The 13,212-nt window shown below is 63.9% G+C and carries 14 protein-coding genes; 7 read left to right on the top strand and 7 right to left on the bottom strand.

Annotated features, from left to right (window positions below; genetic code table 11):
- The first annotated feature begins 8 nt into the window (after window positions 1-8).
- Entirely contained in the window at window positions 9-356 is a 348-nt protein-coding gene (locus tag EJ077_RS20135) for an antibiotic biosynthesis monooxygenase (protein ID WP_208695774.1), read from the top strand.
- Here EJ077_RS20135 and EJ077_RS20130 read toward each other — a convergent pair.
- Window positions 353-1,219, bottom strand: coding sequence for an SMP-30/gluconolactonase/LRE family protein (locus EJ077_RS20130; RefSeq protein WP_208695773.1), 867 nt, complete (start codon window positions 1,217-1,219; stop codon window positions 353-355). The genes EJ077_RS20135 and EJ077_RS20130 overlap by 4 nt on opposite strands.
- Window positions 1,220-1,624: 405 nt before the next feature.
- Here EJ077_RS20130 and EJ077_RS20125 point away from each other — a divergent pair, with 405 nt between their 5' ends.
- Window positions 1,625-2,323 carry a phosphatidylserine decarboxylase gene (locus tag EJ077_RS20125; RefSeq protein ID WP_127278715.1) on the top strand — a complete coding sequence of 233 codons (699 nt, stop codon included), beginning with the start codon at window positions 1,625-1,627 and terminating at the stop codon, window positions 2,321-2,323.
- A 74-nt stretch (window positions 2,324-2,397) separates the two neighbouring features.
- Complete coding sequence (gene pssA, locus EJ077_RS20120) at window positions 2,398-3,144, top strand: CDP-diacylglycerol--serine O-phosphatidyltransferase (RefSeq protein WP_245458790.1); 747 nt, start codon at window positions 2,398-2,400, stop codon at window positions 3,142-3,144.
- Here the strand turns inward: pssA and EJ077_RS20115 are convergent.
- From EJ077_RS20115 to EJ077_RS20100, 4 genes are all read right to left on the bottom strand, one after another.
- Window positions 3,141-3,734, bottom strand: coding sequence for a TetR/AcrR family transcriptional regulator (locus EJ077_RS20115; RefSeq protein ID WP_127278713.1), 594 nt, complete (start codon window positions 3,732-3,734; stop codon window positions 3,141-3,143). The genes pssA and EJ077_RS20115 overlap by 4 nt on opposite strands.
- Before the next feature lie 73 nt (window positions 3,735-3,807).
- Complete coding sequence (locus EJ077_RS20110) at window positions 3,808-4,608, bottom strand: SDR family oxidoreductase (RefSeq protein ID WP_208695771.1); 801 nt, start codon at window positions 4,606-4,608, stop codon at window positions 3,808-3,810.
- 189 nt (window positions 4,609-4,797) lie between these two features.
- The gene (locus tag EJ077_RS20105; RefSeq protein WP_208695770.1) at window positions 4,798-7,020 is read right to left on the bottom strand and encodes an AMP-binding protein; all 2,223 of its coding nucleotides are present in this window, start codon (window positions 7,018-7,020) and stop codon (window positions 4,798-4,800) included.
- Between the two features lie 104 nt (window positions 7,021-7,124).
- The gene (locus EJ077_RS20100) at window positions 7,125-7,532 is read right to left on the bottom strand and encodes a tautomerase family protein (protein WP_208695769.1); all 408 of its coding nucleotides are present in this window, start codon (window positions 7,530-7,532) and stop codon (window positions 7,125-7,127) included.
- A gap of 112 nt (window positions 7,533-7,644) precedes the next feature.
- On the opposite strand from EJ077_RS20100, the gene EJ077_RS20095 reads away from it, so the two are divergent.
- Window positions 7,645-8,508 (top strand): LysR substrate-binding domain-containing protein, encoded by an 864-nt coding sequence (locus tag EJ077_RS20095; RefSeq protein ID WP_208695768.1) that lies wholly within the window; start codon window positions 7,645-7,647, stop codon window positions 8,506-8,508.
- A gap of 165 nt (window positions 8,509-8,673) precedes the next feature.
- On the opposite strand, the gene EJ077_RS20090 is transcribed toward EJ077_RS20095, so the two are convergent.
- Window positions 8,674-9,582, bottom strand: coding sequence for a DMT family transporter (locus EJ077_RS20090; protein WP_208695767.1), 909 nt, complete (start codon window positions 9,580-9,582; stop codon window positions 8,674-8,676).
- A gap of 54 nt (window positions 9,583-9,636) precedes the next feature.
- Entirely contained in the window at window positions 9,637-10,512 is an 876-nt protein-coding gene (locus EJ077_RS20085; protein ID WP_208695766.1) for a DMT family transporter, read from the bottom strand.
- A gap of 334 nt (window positions 10,513-10,846) precedes the next feature.
- On the opposite strand from EJ077_RS20085, the gene EJ077_RS20080 reads away from it, so the two are divergent.
- The 3 genes from EJ077_RS20080 (at window position 10,847) to EJ077_RS20070 (ending at window position 13,197) form a co-directional block, all read left to right on the top strand.
- Window positions 10,847-11,428 (top strand): VOC family protein, encoded by a 582-nt coding sequence (locus tag EJ077_RS20080; protein WP_208695765.1) that lies wholly within the window; start codon window positions 10,847-10,849, stop codon window positions 11,426-11,428.
- Window positions 11,429-11,454: 26 nt separating this feature from the next.
- The gene (locus EJ077_RS20075) at window positions 11,455-12,324 is read left to right on the top strand and encodes a glutathione S-transferase family protein (RefSeq protein WP_208695764.1); all 870 of its coding nucleotides are present in this window, start codon (window positions 11,455-11,457) and stop codon (window positions 12,322-12,324) included.
- Between the two features lie 165 nt (window positions 12,325-12,489).
- Window positions 12,490-13,197, top strand: coding sequence for a response regulator transcription factor (locus tag EJ077_RS20070; protein WP_245458472.1), 708 nt, complete (start codon window positions 12,490-12,492; stop codon window positions 13,195-13,197).
- Window positions 13,198-13,212 lie beyond the last annotated feature (15 nt).

Genomic DNA, 13,212 nt, shown 5'->3' with positions numbered 1-13,212 from the left:
AAATGGATATGAGCGTTACGAATCAGAACGTTATCGGCAGCAGCGTGTTCAGGGTCGACAAGTTCGTCGTACCCGCCGCCGCCCGCGAGGAGATCCTCGCCAAGGTCAGGACGACACACGAATTGCTGCGTCAACAGCAGGGTTTCGTGCAGGATTTCCTGCTCGAGCAATTTTCGGGGCCAGGTGAATTCAATCTGGTGACGATCGTCGAATGGGAAAGCCAGGCGGCCGTCGACAAGGTCGTGCCGATCGTCAAGGCGGCGCAAGAACGCGTTGCCTTCAACCCGCAGGAGACGCTCGCTCGGCTCGGCGTCAGGGCCGACATCGCAAACTATCAGCGGGTTCCTGGGCTCTAGCCAGGCCAGCCGACACCAGGTGCCGGCGCTTCAATGCCGAGCACCTGGCCGGTGCGGGCATCGCTGACCATGTGCTCGAAGCCGCGCCACTCGGCGGCGGTGATGAACAGCGTTTTCCTGTCGGCACCGCCCAGCATGCAGGCAAAGCAGCCGCGATCGGCGGTGATGGTCTGCAAGACGTCGCCGCCTTCGCGCACCCGCACGCAGTGCTTGTTGGGAACATCGGCATACCAGACCGCCCCTTCGGCATCGAGGCAGATGCCGTCGGGATATCCGTCGAGATCGGCCCAGACGCGGCGATTGGACAGGGCGCCGTCGGCGGCGATGTCGAAAGCGGTCAGCCGGTTGGCATGGGATTCGGCAATGATCAGCGTCTTGTTGTCCGGAGTCACCGCCATGCCATTGGCGAAGGCGATGCTGTCCGCCACTTGGCCGACCGTGCCGTCCGGCGTGATCAGCACGATAGTACCCGGGCCGAAATGCGCACCTGGAGCTGGCGCCGGCCCGCCGCCATTGACATAGATGTTGCCGCGCCCATCGACGACGATCTCGTTCCACGGGCTTTTCGACAGGCCGCGCAGATCGGCATGGGTGACGAGACTTCCGTCAGGCTCCTGCCGCAACAGCAAGCCTTCGCGGCCCGCGATCACCAGCAGCCGGCCATCCGGCAGCCAGTCGATGGAGTAGGGCAGGACAGCCGGAATCTTGAGCATGACCTCGCTCTTGCCGCCTTCGTCCACGGCGACGATCTCGCCCGTACCCCAATTGCAGAGCCACAGGCGCCCGTCATGCCAGCGTGGCGACTCGCCGAAAGCGAGGCCTTCCAAAACGATATGCGCTTTGTTGCCGAATGATATCTGCATGATCGGGAGCCTCCATTTGCACGCGTCATCGGCCCTTGCGATGAGGCGCTTCTCAACAAGGACGGGCGAGATGGAAGTCTCCCGACAGCAGGCTAGTGCTTTTCGCTCAGGAAGAACGCTTCATCCCGGTGACGTTGACGCCACGGGTATTGGTTTGCAAGGGCGGCGTCGGCGCAGTTAGCCTTGTCGGCCACGCTGGCGGCCCTCGCGCAGTCAAAGGATGGCTTCGGTGGCAATGGCACAAGCATGCAACCCGGTCTCGACTTCACGAAACTCGGAGCGTCCTGCTATCCCCGGTCACTGGCAACCCCTTGCCCATTCATCGACGTCGGCGATTGTCGCGTTGCGGGCAGGGGGTGTTTCCGCTATTGAGGCCGGACCTGAAACAGGGACCGCCCCCAGCCCATGAGCCTTGTCGACACGGTCAAGAACGCGTTCGTACCGATCCATCGCGAAGGCTATCCCTTTATCGCGGCCTTTGGCGCGGCGACGCTGTTCCTCGGCTATTTCTCCTCGATCCTGTTCTGGGTCGGCCTGATCCTGACCGCCTGGTGCGTCTATTTCTTCCGCGATCCCGAGCGCGTCACGCCTGTCGACGATCGCCTGGTGGTAAGCCCCGCCGATGGCATCATTTCGGCGGTGGGACCTGCCGTGCCACCGCGCGAGCTTGGCCTCGGCAATGTCGAGATGACCCGCATCTCCGTGTTCATGAACGTCTTTTCCTGCCACGTGAACCGCTCTCCGGTGCGCGGCCGCATCGCCAAGATCGAGCATCGCCCCGGAAAGTTCCTCAATGCCGAACTGGATAAGGCGAGCACCGAAAATGAGCGCAATGGGCTGGTCATCGAGAGCCCCAACGGTACGGTGGCGGCAGTCCAGATCGCCGGGCTGGTGGCGCGTCGCATTGTCTGCTGGACCGAGGCCGGCGCTTCGATCGGCACCGGCGAGCGTTTCGGCCTGATCCGCTTCGGCTCGCGCGTCGACGTGTTCCTGCCTTTGACCGCCACGCCGCGCGTTGCCGTCGGCCAAACGGCGGTCGGCGGCGAAACCGTGCTGGCTGAATTCGGCGGCATCGCCGGCACGCCCCTCGTACGGATTTCCTGACGGTGGGCACGCAGTATAAAAAATTCGAGGCCCATGCCAGCGGCGGTCCCCGCATCCGCGAGATTCCGATGCGCATGGTGTTGCCCAACCTCGTCACCGTGCTTGCCATCTGCGCCGGCCTGTCCGGCATCCGCTTTGCCTTCGAAAACCGCTTTGAAACCGCTGTTGTCATGGTGCTGCTTGCCGCCTTCCTCGACGGCATCGACGGTCGCCTGGCACGAATGCTGAAAGCCACCTCCAAATTCGGCGCGCAGATGGATTCGCTGGCCGACATCGTCAATTTTGGTGTCGCGCCAGCACTCGTGCTTTATGCCTTCCTGCTCGACCGTGCAGGCTCGCCGGGCTGGATCGCGGCACTTTTGTTCGCGATCGCCTGTGGTTTGCGGCTGGCGCGCTTCAACGTGCTCGACGACGAGAAGGCCGAGCGCCCGGTATGGCAGAGCGAATATTTCGTCGGTGTGCCGGCGCCTGCTGGCGCCGTGCTGGTGATGCTGCCGCTCTATCTCTATTTCCTGCGCCTTGGGGTGGAGCCTAGCCGGCCGGCCGCCTTCGTCGCCACCGGCTTCACCATCCTGGTCGCCTTCCTCTTGGTCAGCCGGTTGCCGGTCTATTCCGGCAAGAGCGTCAAGATCCCTGGCGACAGGGTGCTGCCGGTCATCCTCGCCGTCGTGCTCTATATCCTGCTGCTGATGACCTATCCCTGGTACACGCTGACGGCATCGGTCGCGGGCTACCTGATCTTCCTGCCGTTTTCGGTGCGTGCCTACTCCAAGCGCGCCAGGCTGGAAGGCGAGAAGGTGCCGCCTTCGGATATAGGTTAGGGTCGCAGACCACGGACCAACAAATCGGTCCAGGCGGACGCGAAGCGTTCGTCGCTGACCTCGATCGAGCGCTCGGCCCAGATCGCTTCGAAGACGCGGAACATGGCGACGCTGCCGACGATGACGGCGGAGACCGCGTCGCTGTCATGGGGGCGCAGTTCGCCTTGGCGCTGGCGCTCCCGCAACCATTCGGCGACTGCGTGGTAAGTGCTCTGCATGATCTCGCCACGTGCCGAGGCTTTCAATTCCGGAAAGGGCTCAAGATCGCGCCACAGGATTCTGAGCACGTCGCGATTCGCGCCGAGTTTTTCCAGCATGCTCTCCACGATCCGCCGCGCCCCCTGATCGACAGGAAGCACCTGTTCGCCAAGCTCGGCCCGTCCTTCCCGCGCCGTTCCAACAAACCGGTCGATCGCCGCGGCAAGCAGCGCCTCCTTCGAGGGAAAGTGCTTGTAGAGCGCACCCGAGCCACGCGACAGGCCGGCGGCTTCCTGAATTTCGGGAACGCTGGTCCGGTCATATCCGCGCTCGGCGAACAGGCGAATGGCTTCGCGTAAAATGCGCTCGCGTCCGGCGGATGGCGGCTTCATGGCTATTCCTGTTCACTCGATCCTGGTGATGGAGATTCGGCGCCCGACAGTACCATTCTTGCGCTAGGATCGCTCACGGCGCGCTTCCACCCTGCTCGGAAAGCCATGCCTTCCATGTTCTTTCTCCCAGCCGTTCGCTGGTTTCGACCAAACCCAAGGCAAGGCTTATCTTTCGACTCACCGGAAACGGCAGAATGAGGCGCCGGAGCCCGAGCGCATCCCGGTATTGTCGAGCGAATGTCGAGAACGGCATCACCTCGGGTCCGCCGATCTGCGGGCGGACACCGCGTTCCCCGTCGCTGACAGCCTGGGCCAGATAACTGGCGACATCACGTGTATCGACAGGATTTGAGGGCGAAGTCGGCAGCAGCCAGACCGGCAGCCATCTCAGCCCGGCCAGCATCTGCGCCAGAAGGTAAAAGAATGGCGTCGCGCGGATGACCGACCAGGAAACTGGCGACTCTCGCACAAGCTGCTCGCCCGCCAGCTTCACGCGGCTATAGGGCAGGGTGCTGAAGTCGAGGCCGACGATCGAGACGAAGATGAAATGCGAGACATCGGCGCGCTGCGATGCAGCAAGCAGCCGCCGCGTGCCTTCGACGTCGACATCCGACGGACTGGAGAAGAAATCGATCGGCCGCATACCGCGCCTGGCGATCGGCGACAACGTTGCGGCATGGATGACCGTATCGACGCCGCCAAGGGCTTCATCAATGCCTTCGCCCGTTGCGAGGTCGCCAAGCGCCCATTCGACGGCGCGGTCCAGCCTCGCTTCCCTGGCCAGCAACCTGACAGTGTGTCCGGCCGCGGTCAGTGCCGGTACGAGATCGTGTCCGAGATGCCCGGTGCCGCCGGTGACGAGGATCTTTGCCATGCTTGATCTCCTTGCCGTGCAAAGGAGGTGTCATGTCGCGCTGGCAGAAATATGCATGCTCACTCTGCCTTAATCAGTGAGTGAATACTCTCTCACTTTACATTTGTCCATCTGAATCGCTGCGGCAGGATGGCGCGGTCCTTGGTCATGCGAAGACGACAGCGGGCCTCGAAAGGGGCGTAGGTGGCACTAAGCCGCCACGCCAAGCCCCAGCCGGTCGATCGCCAGTTTCCTGGTCGATACATAATCGGTCTTGCCCGAACCGAGCACCGGGATTTCCTCGACCTTGACGATGTCGTTGGGCACCATCAGTTCGGCCGCGCCGGCCTTTTTGCCGAACTGTCGCAGTTCCTCGGCGCTTGCTTCGTCTGCGGTGGTGACCAGCACGATGCGCTCGCCCCGCCTCTTGTCCGGCACCGCCACCGCCGCATGGTGTTCTTCCGGCCAAAGCGACTGCACCAGCATCTCCACAGCGCCCAGCGACACCATCTCGCCCGCAATCTTGGCGAAGCGCTTGGCGCGGCCACGAATGGTGATGAAGCCTTCGCGGTCAACGGCGACGATGTCGCCCGTGTCGTGCCAGCCGGTCAGCGGCTGCAGTTCGCCGGGGCGGTCCGCGGTCATGTAGCCCATCATCATGTTCGGCCCGTCGAGCCACAACTGGCCGGCATCATTGATGCCTTCGACCGGCTCCAGCTTCATGCGGATGGCCGGCAGCAGCCGCCCGACCGTGCCGTCGCGACCGTGGATGGCTGTGTTGACGGCAACCACGGGCGCGGCTTCGGTCAGGCCAAACCCTTCAATGATCTCGGCCTGGAAGCGTTCGCGATAGGTGCGGCGGGTTTCCGGCTTCACCGCTTCGGCGCCGGCGACGACGAAGCGCAGGCTGGAGAAATCGCCGTCCTTGGCAGTGCGCGCATAGTTGGCGAGAAACGTGTCGGTGCCGAACATGATGGTCGGTTTCACCTTGCGCGCGATTTCGGGGATGATCTTGTAGTGGAGGGGCGAGGGATAGAGGAACAGTTTGACCCCGGTGACCAGCGGCAGGATGGTGCCACCCGTCAGGCCGAAGGAATGGAACACCGGCAGCACGTTGAGCAGGATGTCCGCCGGCGAAATGGTGATCCGCGCCTCGGCCTGCATGGCATTGGCGAGAAGGTTCTTTTGCGACAGGACGACCGCCTTCGGCGTGCCCTCCGAACCCGAGGTGAAGAGGATCACGCCCGGCTTGGCCGCGTCTTGCCGCTGCAGCGGCAGGCGCCACAGCAAAGCGGCGGCAAGCTTGTCCAGCGTGGTGACGCTGGTCCGCAAATCTTCCAGCCACAGCAGCCGGGCGCCGCCCGTTTCGGCCGCGGCGACGATATCGGCGAGATCGGCCTTCTCGACAAAGGCACGCGAAGAGACAACGGTGCGTATGACGGCCGTGCGGATCGCCGCGGTGACGCTTGCTGGCCCGGCCGTATAGTTGATCATCGCCGCCACCCGGCCCGCCGAGAAAAGGCCGACGAGCGACAGCACGACGCCATTGGCGTTGGGCAGCATCACCCCCACCGCTTCCCCCGACGCCGTCACCGCCTCGAAGCGCCTGCCCAGCACCCGTGCGCCGATGAACATCTTGCGGTAGCTCAAGGCCCCCGAGATGACATCTTCGATGATGGTGTGCGAGGCGCCGACGCGGTCGGCGGCGTCGCGCATGGCCAGGAACAGGCCGCGGTCGAGGTCGGTGCCGAAAAGCCGGGCCTCGGCGACACGGTCGAACAGCGCATTGGTGTTCGAGGCCTGGTCCGGGTTGCGCGCCACCAGTTCGGCGATCGTCATTGGCTCCAGGACACTGATCGACAGCCGTGGAAACCAGTGACGCGGTGCCTTGTCTGCCGGCGTCAGCGAGACCGGCAGGCTGCGTGCACCGGTGACGAAGATCGGCACGATGCGGGCATCGGCCTGCATGGCGATGCGGGTGACGGCGCGAAACAGCCGAAACGTCTTGACGTCGGGCTCGACCGCATCGGGCAGATAGACGGCCAGCCGGCCCTTGCCCTTCAGCACGCGCACCAGCCGGCGGCTGACAAAGACATGTTCGGCGTTGAAGGCAATGGTGCGGCCGAGTTCGCGCCAGGGCTCGAGCCATGGCGAGCGCGCCGAGACCTCGTCGAGTATATGCAGGGTGTCGTCCGGCAGCAGCGAAAGCATCAGCGCCGGCTCGAAGCGCGACTGGTGAGAGATGACATAGATGACCGGCACCTGCGCCTTGCGGACGACCGTGATGCGATTGTCGCTGATCCGGTAGGCGAGCTTGAACGGCACGTAGAGCAGCGCCTGGGTGAAACGCAGGCCGAGGCGGAATTTCTCCACCGCCCCGATCAGCAGCCAGGCCACGACCAGGCCCGCAAGCAGCGCCAGTGTCAGGATCATGCCGCGTCTCTCCCAACGGTTCTGTCATCGCGGCTCTTGTGCGGCCGCTTCGAGGGCAGAGCCTAGCGGAAGTCGAGGCAAGGTCAATGCGGAAGGGGGCGCCCTCACGCAGCCTTCAGCCGCCCGCTGATGAAACGGAACTCTTGCGTCTTGCCTCCATAGCCATAGGCGGCTGCCGGGACCTCGTGCACGAAAGCATAGCTTTCCTGGTGCACGCCGCCCAGCAGGCGGCCAAAGGCTTCGAAGACCGCCTTGAGATAGGCCTCCAGTTCGAGCTTGGTGTTGGTGCCGTCGACCACCTTGATGTCGAGCCAGAACGTGTTGGTGCCGTGCTCGGCAAGCGACTTGCCGCCGGCGAACCAGTGCTGCGGATCGAGATAGGACACGGCAACCGCGGTGATCGTCGGGTCCTTGCGCAGATGCGTTGCGGTAACATCGGTTATTTCCCTAGCGATGCTGGCGGACAGGGCGGCGTCTGGCTTGCCGGTGACGCTGACATTGATGATGGGCATTTTCTTCTCCTTGGTTTCTCGTGGCGTCGGTCGCCGTTGGAGAGACCATGCCCTCACCTTAGAATCAAAAAAATCGAATTGTTTTCAATTGAAGATTCGATAATATCGAATTGTGGAAACGCTTGATCCCGATCTGCTCAGAACCTTCCTTGCTTTCGTCGACAGCGGTTCGCTGGCGCAGGCGGCTTCAGGTGTCGGCCGCTCACCGTCGGCGGTGACGGCCCAGATGCAGCGTCTGGAAGAGATCGTCGGCGAACCGCTTCTGGCGCCACAGGGCAGGGGTCGTGGCCTGACGCCGGCAGGCGAGGACCTCGTCGGCCATGCCAGGCGCATCCTTGCGGTGCATCGCGAGGCGTGGCTGGCGCTGAAAGGCGCACGCGCTGCCGGGCGCGTCGCCATCGGCACGACACAGGATTTCGCCGATAGCGGCCTGCCGGACCTCCTGCGAGCCTTCGCTTCCAGCCATCCGCGCGTCAGGATCGAACTGCGTGTCGGCCGCTCCGCCGAACTGGCGCAGGCGCTGCAGGCCGGCAGCCTCGACCTGGCGATCGTCATGCGCCAGACCGCGGTGCCGGACGAGGTCGGCGTGCTGCGCGAGCCGATGATATGGCTGTGTTCGAGCAAGGGGCTGGCCTCGCGGCAGGAAGAATTGCCGCTGGCGCTGCTTGATCCCTATTGCGGGTTCCGCGAGGCGGCACTCGCCGCGCTCGATGCCGCCGGCCGCCGCTATCGCATCGCCGCCGGCAGCGCCAGCCTTGCAGGCCTGCGCACCGCGGTGAATGCCGGCGTGGCGCTGACCTTGCGAACCCCGCGCTTTGCCCATTCCGGCATTGTCGAAGCACCGCGCGAGCTTGGCCTGCCGCAGGTGCCGATGGCTGAGTTCGCGGTCCGGCTGCGCGCCGGCGCCGATGCGGCCGCGGGCGATCTGGCGGCACTGCTGGGTGCCAACCTGGCTCTCTCTGGATGGCCTGGTTGATTTCCAAAGGCCGCATTCCGTCATCAGCCTTTTGGCAAAGAAAAAGCCGACCTTGCGGTCGGCTTGGGAGTAGGACGGGCCGAGGGGTTTGGGGGGACTTGGGGGGTGGCCCGTCGCACCAATAATGTCTGAGCAAGGCGATGGTTCCGTGAGTTCCCAACTTTTTTAGGAAATATTTGATGCCGGACGTTGCGAGCGTGCCATCAGCCAGTCGCGGCCGGCGTGGGCAAAGACGGCACAGAGCACGATGGCGCCGCCGACCAGGCTGGCCACCGGGGGTATTTCGGCCAGGAACAGAAATGCAAACAGGATCGCGAATGGCACTTCCGCCGAGCCGAGCAGGCCGGATTCAGGCGCCGGGATAAGCCGCGAGCCTTCCGTCCAAAGGATCGAAGCCAGCGCGAAGGACGCGCCGAACGTGGCAAGCAGAACCGCGTCCCTTGCCGAGACCGTCAGGGGATCGGTGACGAACCAGCCGAGTATGAACAACAGGAAGGCCGAAACCGCGCCGGCCCACACCGCCGGCGTGTCGCGGAACGCGCGCACCATGATCATGTAGAGCGCGCTGCCGGCCGTCATCAGCAGCGCCAGCCCGTCGCCGAACAGATTGCCGGTACCGAAACCCGACCAGACCATGATGGCAACCCCGCACAGCGACACGGCCGCCGCCACCATGGTCTGCAGGCGGAACGGCTCGCGCACCAGCATCCAGGCCAGTACGGCGGCAATGAAGGGCGAGGTCGCGTAGATGACCGCGACATTGGCGACGAAAGTGAACTTGAACGCCGAAATGAAGGCGATGCTGGCCAGCGCGCCTTCCACCGCCAGCAGCCAGCCGCGCCAGCCAAGCCGCAGCGGCTCACGGTTGCCGGCACGGTGGCGGCGCCACAGCACGTAGAGGCTGATCAGGATCGCGCCGACAAAGCCGCGCCAGCAGGTGATCGTCAGCGGATCGGCATGGATCGACTTGGTCAGCACACCGGTCAGCCCGAATACAGCCGCCGAGGACGACACGAGGATGATCCCCAGCGTGCGCTCGGCGACAGTGTCGGTGGTGGCTGTCACATCAGTCATGCCGCGAGACTACGTCACTCCATCCTGACATCGTAGCGTCAGCAACATTGACCATCAAAGCCGCTTGCGAAAATGCTCGCCGCCGACGATCAGCAGGCCGGCGGCGACGATAAGGGCAGCACCCAGAAAAACCTCGCGGCGTGGCACGTCGCCCCAGATCGCGAAGCCGAGCGCGAACGACCACAACAGGGAGCTGTATTCGAGGGGCGCCAGGATCGATGCCGGCGTGCGCTTCATGCCTTCGAAGAGAAGATATTGCGCCAGGCCGCCGAGTGCGCCGACGCTGGCAAGAAGCAGCAATTGTGTCGGGTCCGGCGTATGCCACCACAACAAAGCCGGCACCAGGAAGTAGAAGTTGTTGAGGAGGAGCTGGATCATCGAGCGCTCGGTAAGGGCCGTCTTGCGCAGGAGCACGATGGCGATGCCCCACAGGAAGGCCGCCGTCAGCACCAGCAACACGGGTACCGAAAGGCCGAGATGGGCGGGGTCGCAGGCGACAAAGACACCGGCAAAGCCGATCAGAACCGCCAGCCAGCGCAAAACAGGCACCTTTTCGCCGAGCAGGACCACCGAAAGCACTGTGACGATGATCGGGGCCGCGTAATAGACGGTGGTCAGTTCGGCGAGCTGCAGGCTGCGGGCGGCATTGTAATAGCAAAGCCATGCGGCGAGCGTGAAGGCGCTGCGCACCAGCATCGGCCGCACGATCGGCGAGCGCACCGTGTCGGTAAATAGCCGCCGCCCGCCGATGGCCGCGCAGGCACCAAGAATGGTGATGCTGCGGAAAAACATGATCTGCCAGACGCTCATGCCCGTAACCAGCAGCTTGATCGAGGCATCCTGCGTCGAAAACAGCAAGTAGGCGGCGCCGGTCAAAAAGATGCCGGCGAGAACTCTTTCGCGTGTATCGAGAATGGCGATATCGGCCATAAGGCATGCGCCTGCTTGTGTGGGGGCGGCTCCAGCCCCTGTCGGCTCCGCTCATGCCAGCTATACGGGCGAAATCCCGCACGACGCTGCTCCAGACCGTGCTTGCCTTTGGGGCAGGGGCGGCGGCGCGAAATACAGCCTGTCCCGGATGCGGCTTCTGGCGCGGCCCGGCTGATTGGTTTAGCATCGTCTCATAAAGCCTGAGAAGGGCGGGCGCGCGGAACGCCGGGGAACGGACAGCGAATTGGCGCTCAGCTCATGCCAGATGTAGCATGCGCAGGCGCGGCCTGACGGGCCGCCTCTGTCAGAGCGGATATTTCGGGGGAGAAGGCCGATGCGGAAACTGCAGTCGCAAGGCGTCCATCACATCACGCTGGTCGGTGCCGGCCGTCAGACCTCGATCGATTTCTGGGAAGGTGTGCTGGGCATGCCTTTCATCTTCGAGCAGCCCAACCTCGACAAGCCGACCGAAAGCCATCTGTATTTCGATCCGGGCGACGGCCGGCTGATCACCATCTTCACTGACGAGACCCGCACGGCCGTGAAGCGCCGCACCCCAACTGACCCGGGCTGCGTCCATCACATCGCCTTTTCGGTATCGCGGGTCACCTTCCTGCAGGCGGTCGCCCGGCTCGATGAGCGCGCCATCAAGCACAGCGGCGTCAAGGATCGCGGCTTCATGGATTCGATCTATTTCGAGGACCCGCTCGGCCTGCTGATCGAGCTTGCCTCCTATCGTTTCGAGCCGCCTGCAGGCTTCACCCATGCCGACGTGCTGATGGAGGCGCATAAGCTTCGCGTCGCGCGTGGCGACTACAACATCGCCGAAGTGCATCTGGCTGACGCCATCCAGGCTCTTGTGGAACGCGCGCGGGCGACATTGTCGGCCGACCGGGCACCCAAAAATCCATATTGAAGGCTGAACAGGCAAGGGAGGAATAGGTGGCAAAGGCAGTGACGAAGAGCGCAAGCAAGCCGGTGGGCAAACCAGCGTCAAAACCGGCAGCAAAAGCCGCGAAACCGGCGGCAAATGCCGCCGCCAAAACAGCGGTCAAAACGGCGTCAAAGGCAGCCGCCGGCAAGACCGCGGCCAAGGCCAAGGCGAAACCGGCAAAGAAACCGGCGCTGACCATCAGCATGCTGAAGCCGAGCGTCAACAACATGACCGTTCGCGTCTTCGCCCGCGCTGCCGGGCTCGACCATGCGGAGACCGATGCGTGGGGGCTGACGCGCTCGCCGGAGTACATGGCCCGCAATCCGGCCCATCTGACGCCGATGATCGAGGACAAGGGCCTGCCGCGCGGCGTACTTTGGGAGAGCTGCGCCATCATGCAATATCTTTCCAACAAGCATGGGTTGGAGAAATTCTACCCCAAGGCGCCAGCCAAGCGGGCAATGATAGACAGCGCCATGTTCTATCTGATCGGCACTCTCTATCCCTATGTGGCGCGCGCCACCTATCCCGCGCTCGGCTTCCCGCAATATGCCGGCGAGGTCGGCCACAGCGACGCCCACCCGGACAGGAAATCGGAGGCACAGAAGGCGGCGGTCGCTGCCATTGCCGAACCGCTCGAGGTCTTCCACTCCTTTTTCCGCGACGGCAAGCCCTTCATCGGCGGCAAGAGCCCGTCGATCGCCGACATCCGCCTGGCGGCGACCCTCGAATTCCTCGCCGTCATCGACTACGCCCTGCCCAAATGGGCGAAGGAATACATGGCAGCGATGGAGAAGAAGCTCGGCAAGGCCTATGCCGGCCCAGCCAGCGACGTGCGCGGCTACATCGCCCATGTGAGGTCGCAGGCCAAGGCGTGATTCCAACCTGTTGATCGGGCGATGAGCTGCGGAAGCAGCCACGGGACTGATTCACCGCTTGCGCCACGGTTCCCCGCCAGCTTGAAGTTGGCGGGGCTTGCGTTAGTCTGGGCGCGGATGCAGTCGGATTTTTCTCTCGACCGGTTTGGACGCTGGAGCGGTGGCGTGGCCGCCGCGGCCTTGGCGGCGACGCCCGAAGACTTGTCGGCCCGCTTCAGCGCGGCGGCAAGCGTGCTACTTGGCTCGGATCGTGTGTATGTTGGCTTCTATCGTCGCGATATAACGTCCTTGACCATCGACGATGCCGGACCCGATCGCTGGAACCGCGATTATGATGCGCGCATCTATCGCCAGGATCCCTTCTTTCAGAGGTTCGCCAGCACCAGACAGGATTTCCTGCTGCCCTTGTCGGCACTCAGCCACGGCGATTTCCAGCGCACGCCCTATTATCGCGAGTTCTACGGGCCCTCCGGCAGCTTCGATGAAATAACGGGCGTCTTCAACCTCGACGGGCTGACCGCCGGCTATGTGACCTTTCTGCGCCGCAACGGCGCGCCGCGTTTTGCCGAGCATGATCTGGCCGTGGCCGGCGCGGCGAGCGGCGCGACAAAGCTCATTCTGCAAAGGCTGCGTCATTTGTGCCGCCTTCGGGACAAGGGGTCCGCAATCGAAGCCGGGGGTTCGCGCCTCAGCGCCCGGGAAAGGCAGATCGCGCGGCTCCTGATCGAGGGCGGCAGCGCCAAGACGATTTCGCGAAGCCTGTCGATTTCACCCGGCACCGTGCGCAACCACATCAAGCAGGTCTACCGCAAGCTCGGTGTGCACTCCCAGGTCGAGTTGCTGGCCGCCGGCTGGGAGGCTCCGCGCGCCTGACGGTGTCGTTTCGCC

It is taken from the genome of Mesorhizobium sp. M8A.F.Ca.ET.057.01.1.1 (genome assembly GCF_003952565.1).
GTDB lineage: Bacteria > Pseudomonadota > Alphaproteobacteria > Rhizobiales > Rhizobiaceae > Mesorhizobium.
Note: the sequence above shows the minus strand (reverse complement) of the source record. Positions and strands in the feature narration are given on the sequence as shown.

What these genes read in the sequence shown, in the direction of transcription:
- EJ077_RS20085 (WP_208695766.1), bottom strand. Translation starts at nt 10,512, where the DNA reads ATGGCCGATATCGCCATTCTCGATACACGCGAAAGAGTTCTCGCCGGC.
- EJ077_RS20080 (WP_208695765.1), top strand. Translation starts at nt 10,847, where the DNA reads ATGCGGAAACTGCAGTCGCAAGGCGTCCATCACATCACGCTGGTCGGT.
- pssA (WP_245458790.1), top strand. Translation starts at nt 2,398, where the DNA reads ATGGTGTTGCCCAACCTCGTCACCGTGCTTGCCATCTGCGCCGGCCTG.
- EJ077_RS20130 (WP_208695773.1), bottom strand. Translation starts at nt 1,219, where the DNA reads ATGCAGATATCATTCGGCAACAAAGCGCATATCGTTTTGGAAGGCCTC.
- EJ077_RS20115 (WP_127278713.1), bottom strand. Translation starts at nt 3,734, where the DNA reads ATGAAGCCGCCATCCGCCGGACGCGAGCGCATTTTACGCGAAGCCATT.
- EJ077_RS20125 (WP_127278715.1), top strand. Translation starts at nt 1,625, where the DNA reads ATGAGCCTTGTCGACACGGTCAAGAACGCGTTCGTACCGATCCATCGC.
- EJ077_RS20135 (WP_208695774.1), top strand. Translation starts at nt 9, where the DNA reads ATGAGCGTTACGAATCAGAACGTTATCGGCAGCAGCGTGTTCAGGGTC.
- EJ077_RS20100 (WP_208695769.1), bottom strand. Translation starts at nt 7,532, where the DNA reads ATGCCCATCATCAATGTCAGCGTCACCGGCAAGCCAGACGCCGCCCTG.
- EJ077_RS20105 (WP_208695770.1), bottom strand. Translation starts at nt 7,020, where the DNA reads ATGATCCTGACACTGGCGCTGCTTGCGGGCCTGGTCGTGGCCTGGCTG.
- EJ077_RS20090 (WP_208695767.1), bottom strand. Translation starts at nt 9,582, where the DNA reads ATGACTGATGTGACAGCCACCACCGACACTGTCGCCGAGCGCACGCTG.
- EJ077_RS20110 (WP_208695771.1), bottom strand. Translation starts at nt 4,608, where the DNA reads ATGGCAAAGATCCTCGTCACCGGCGGCACCGGGCATCTCGGACACGAT.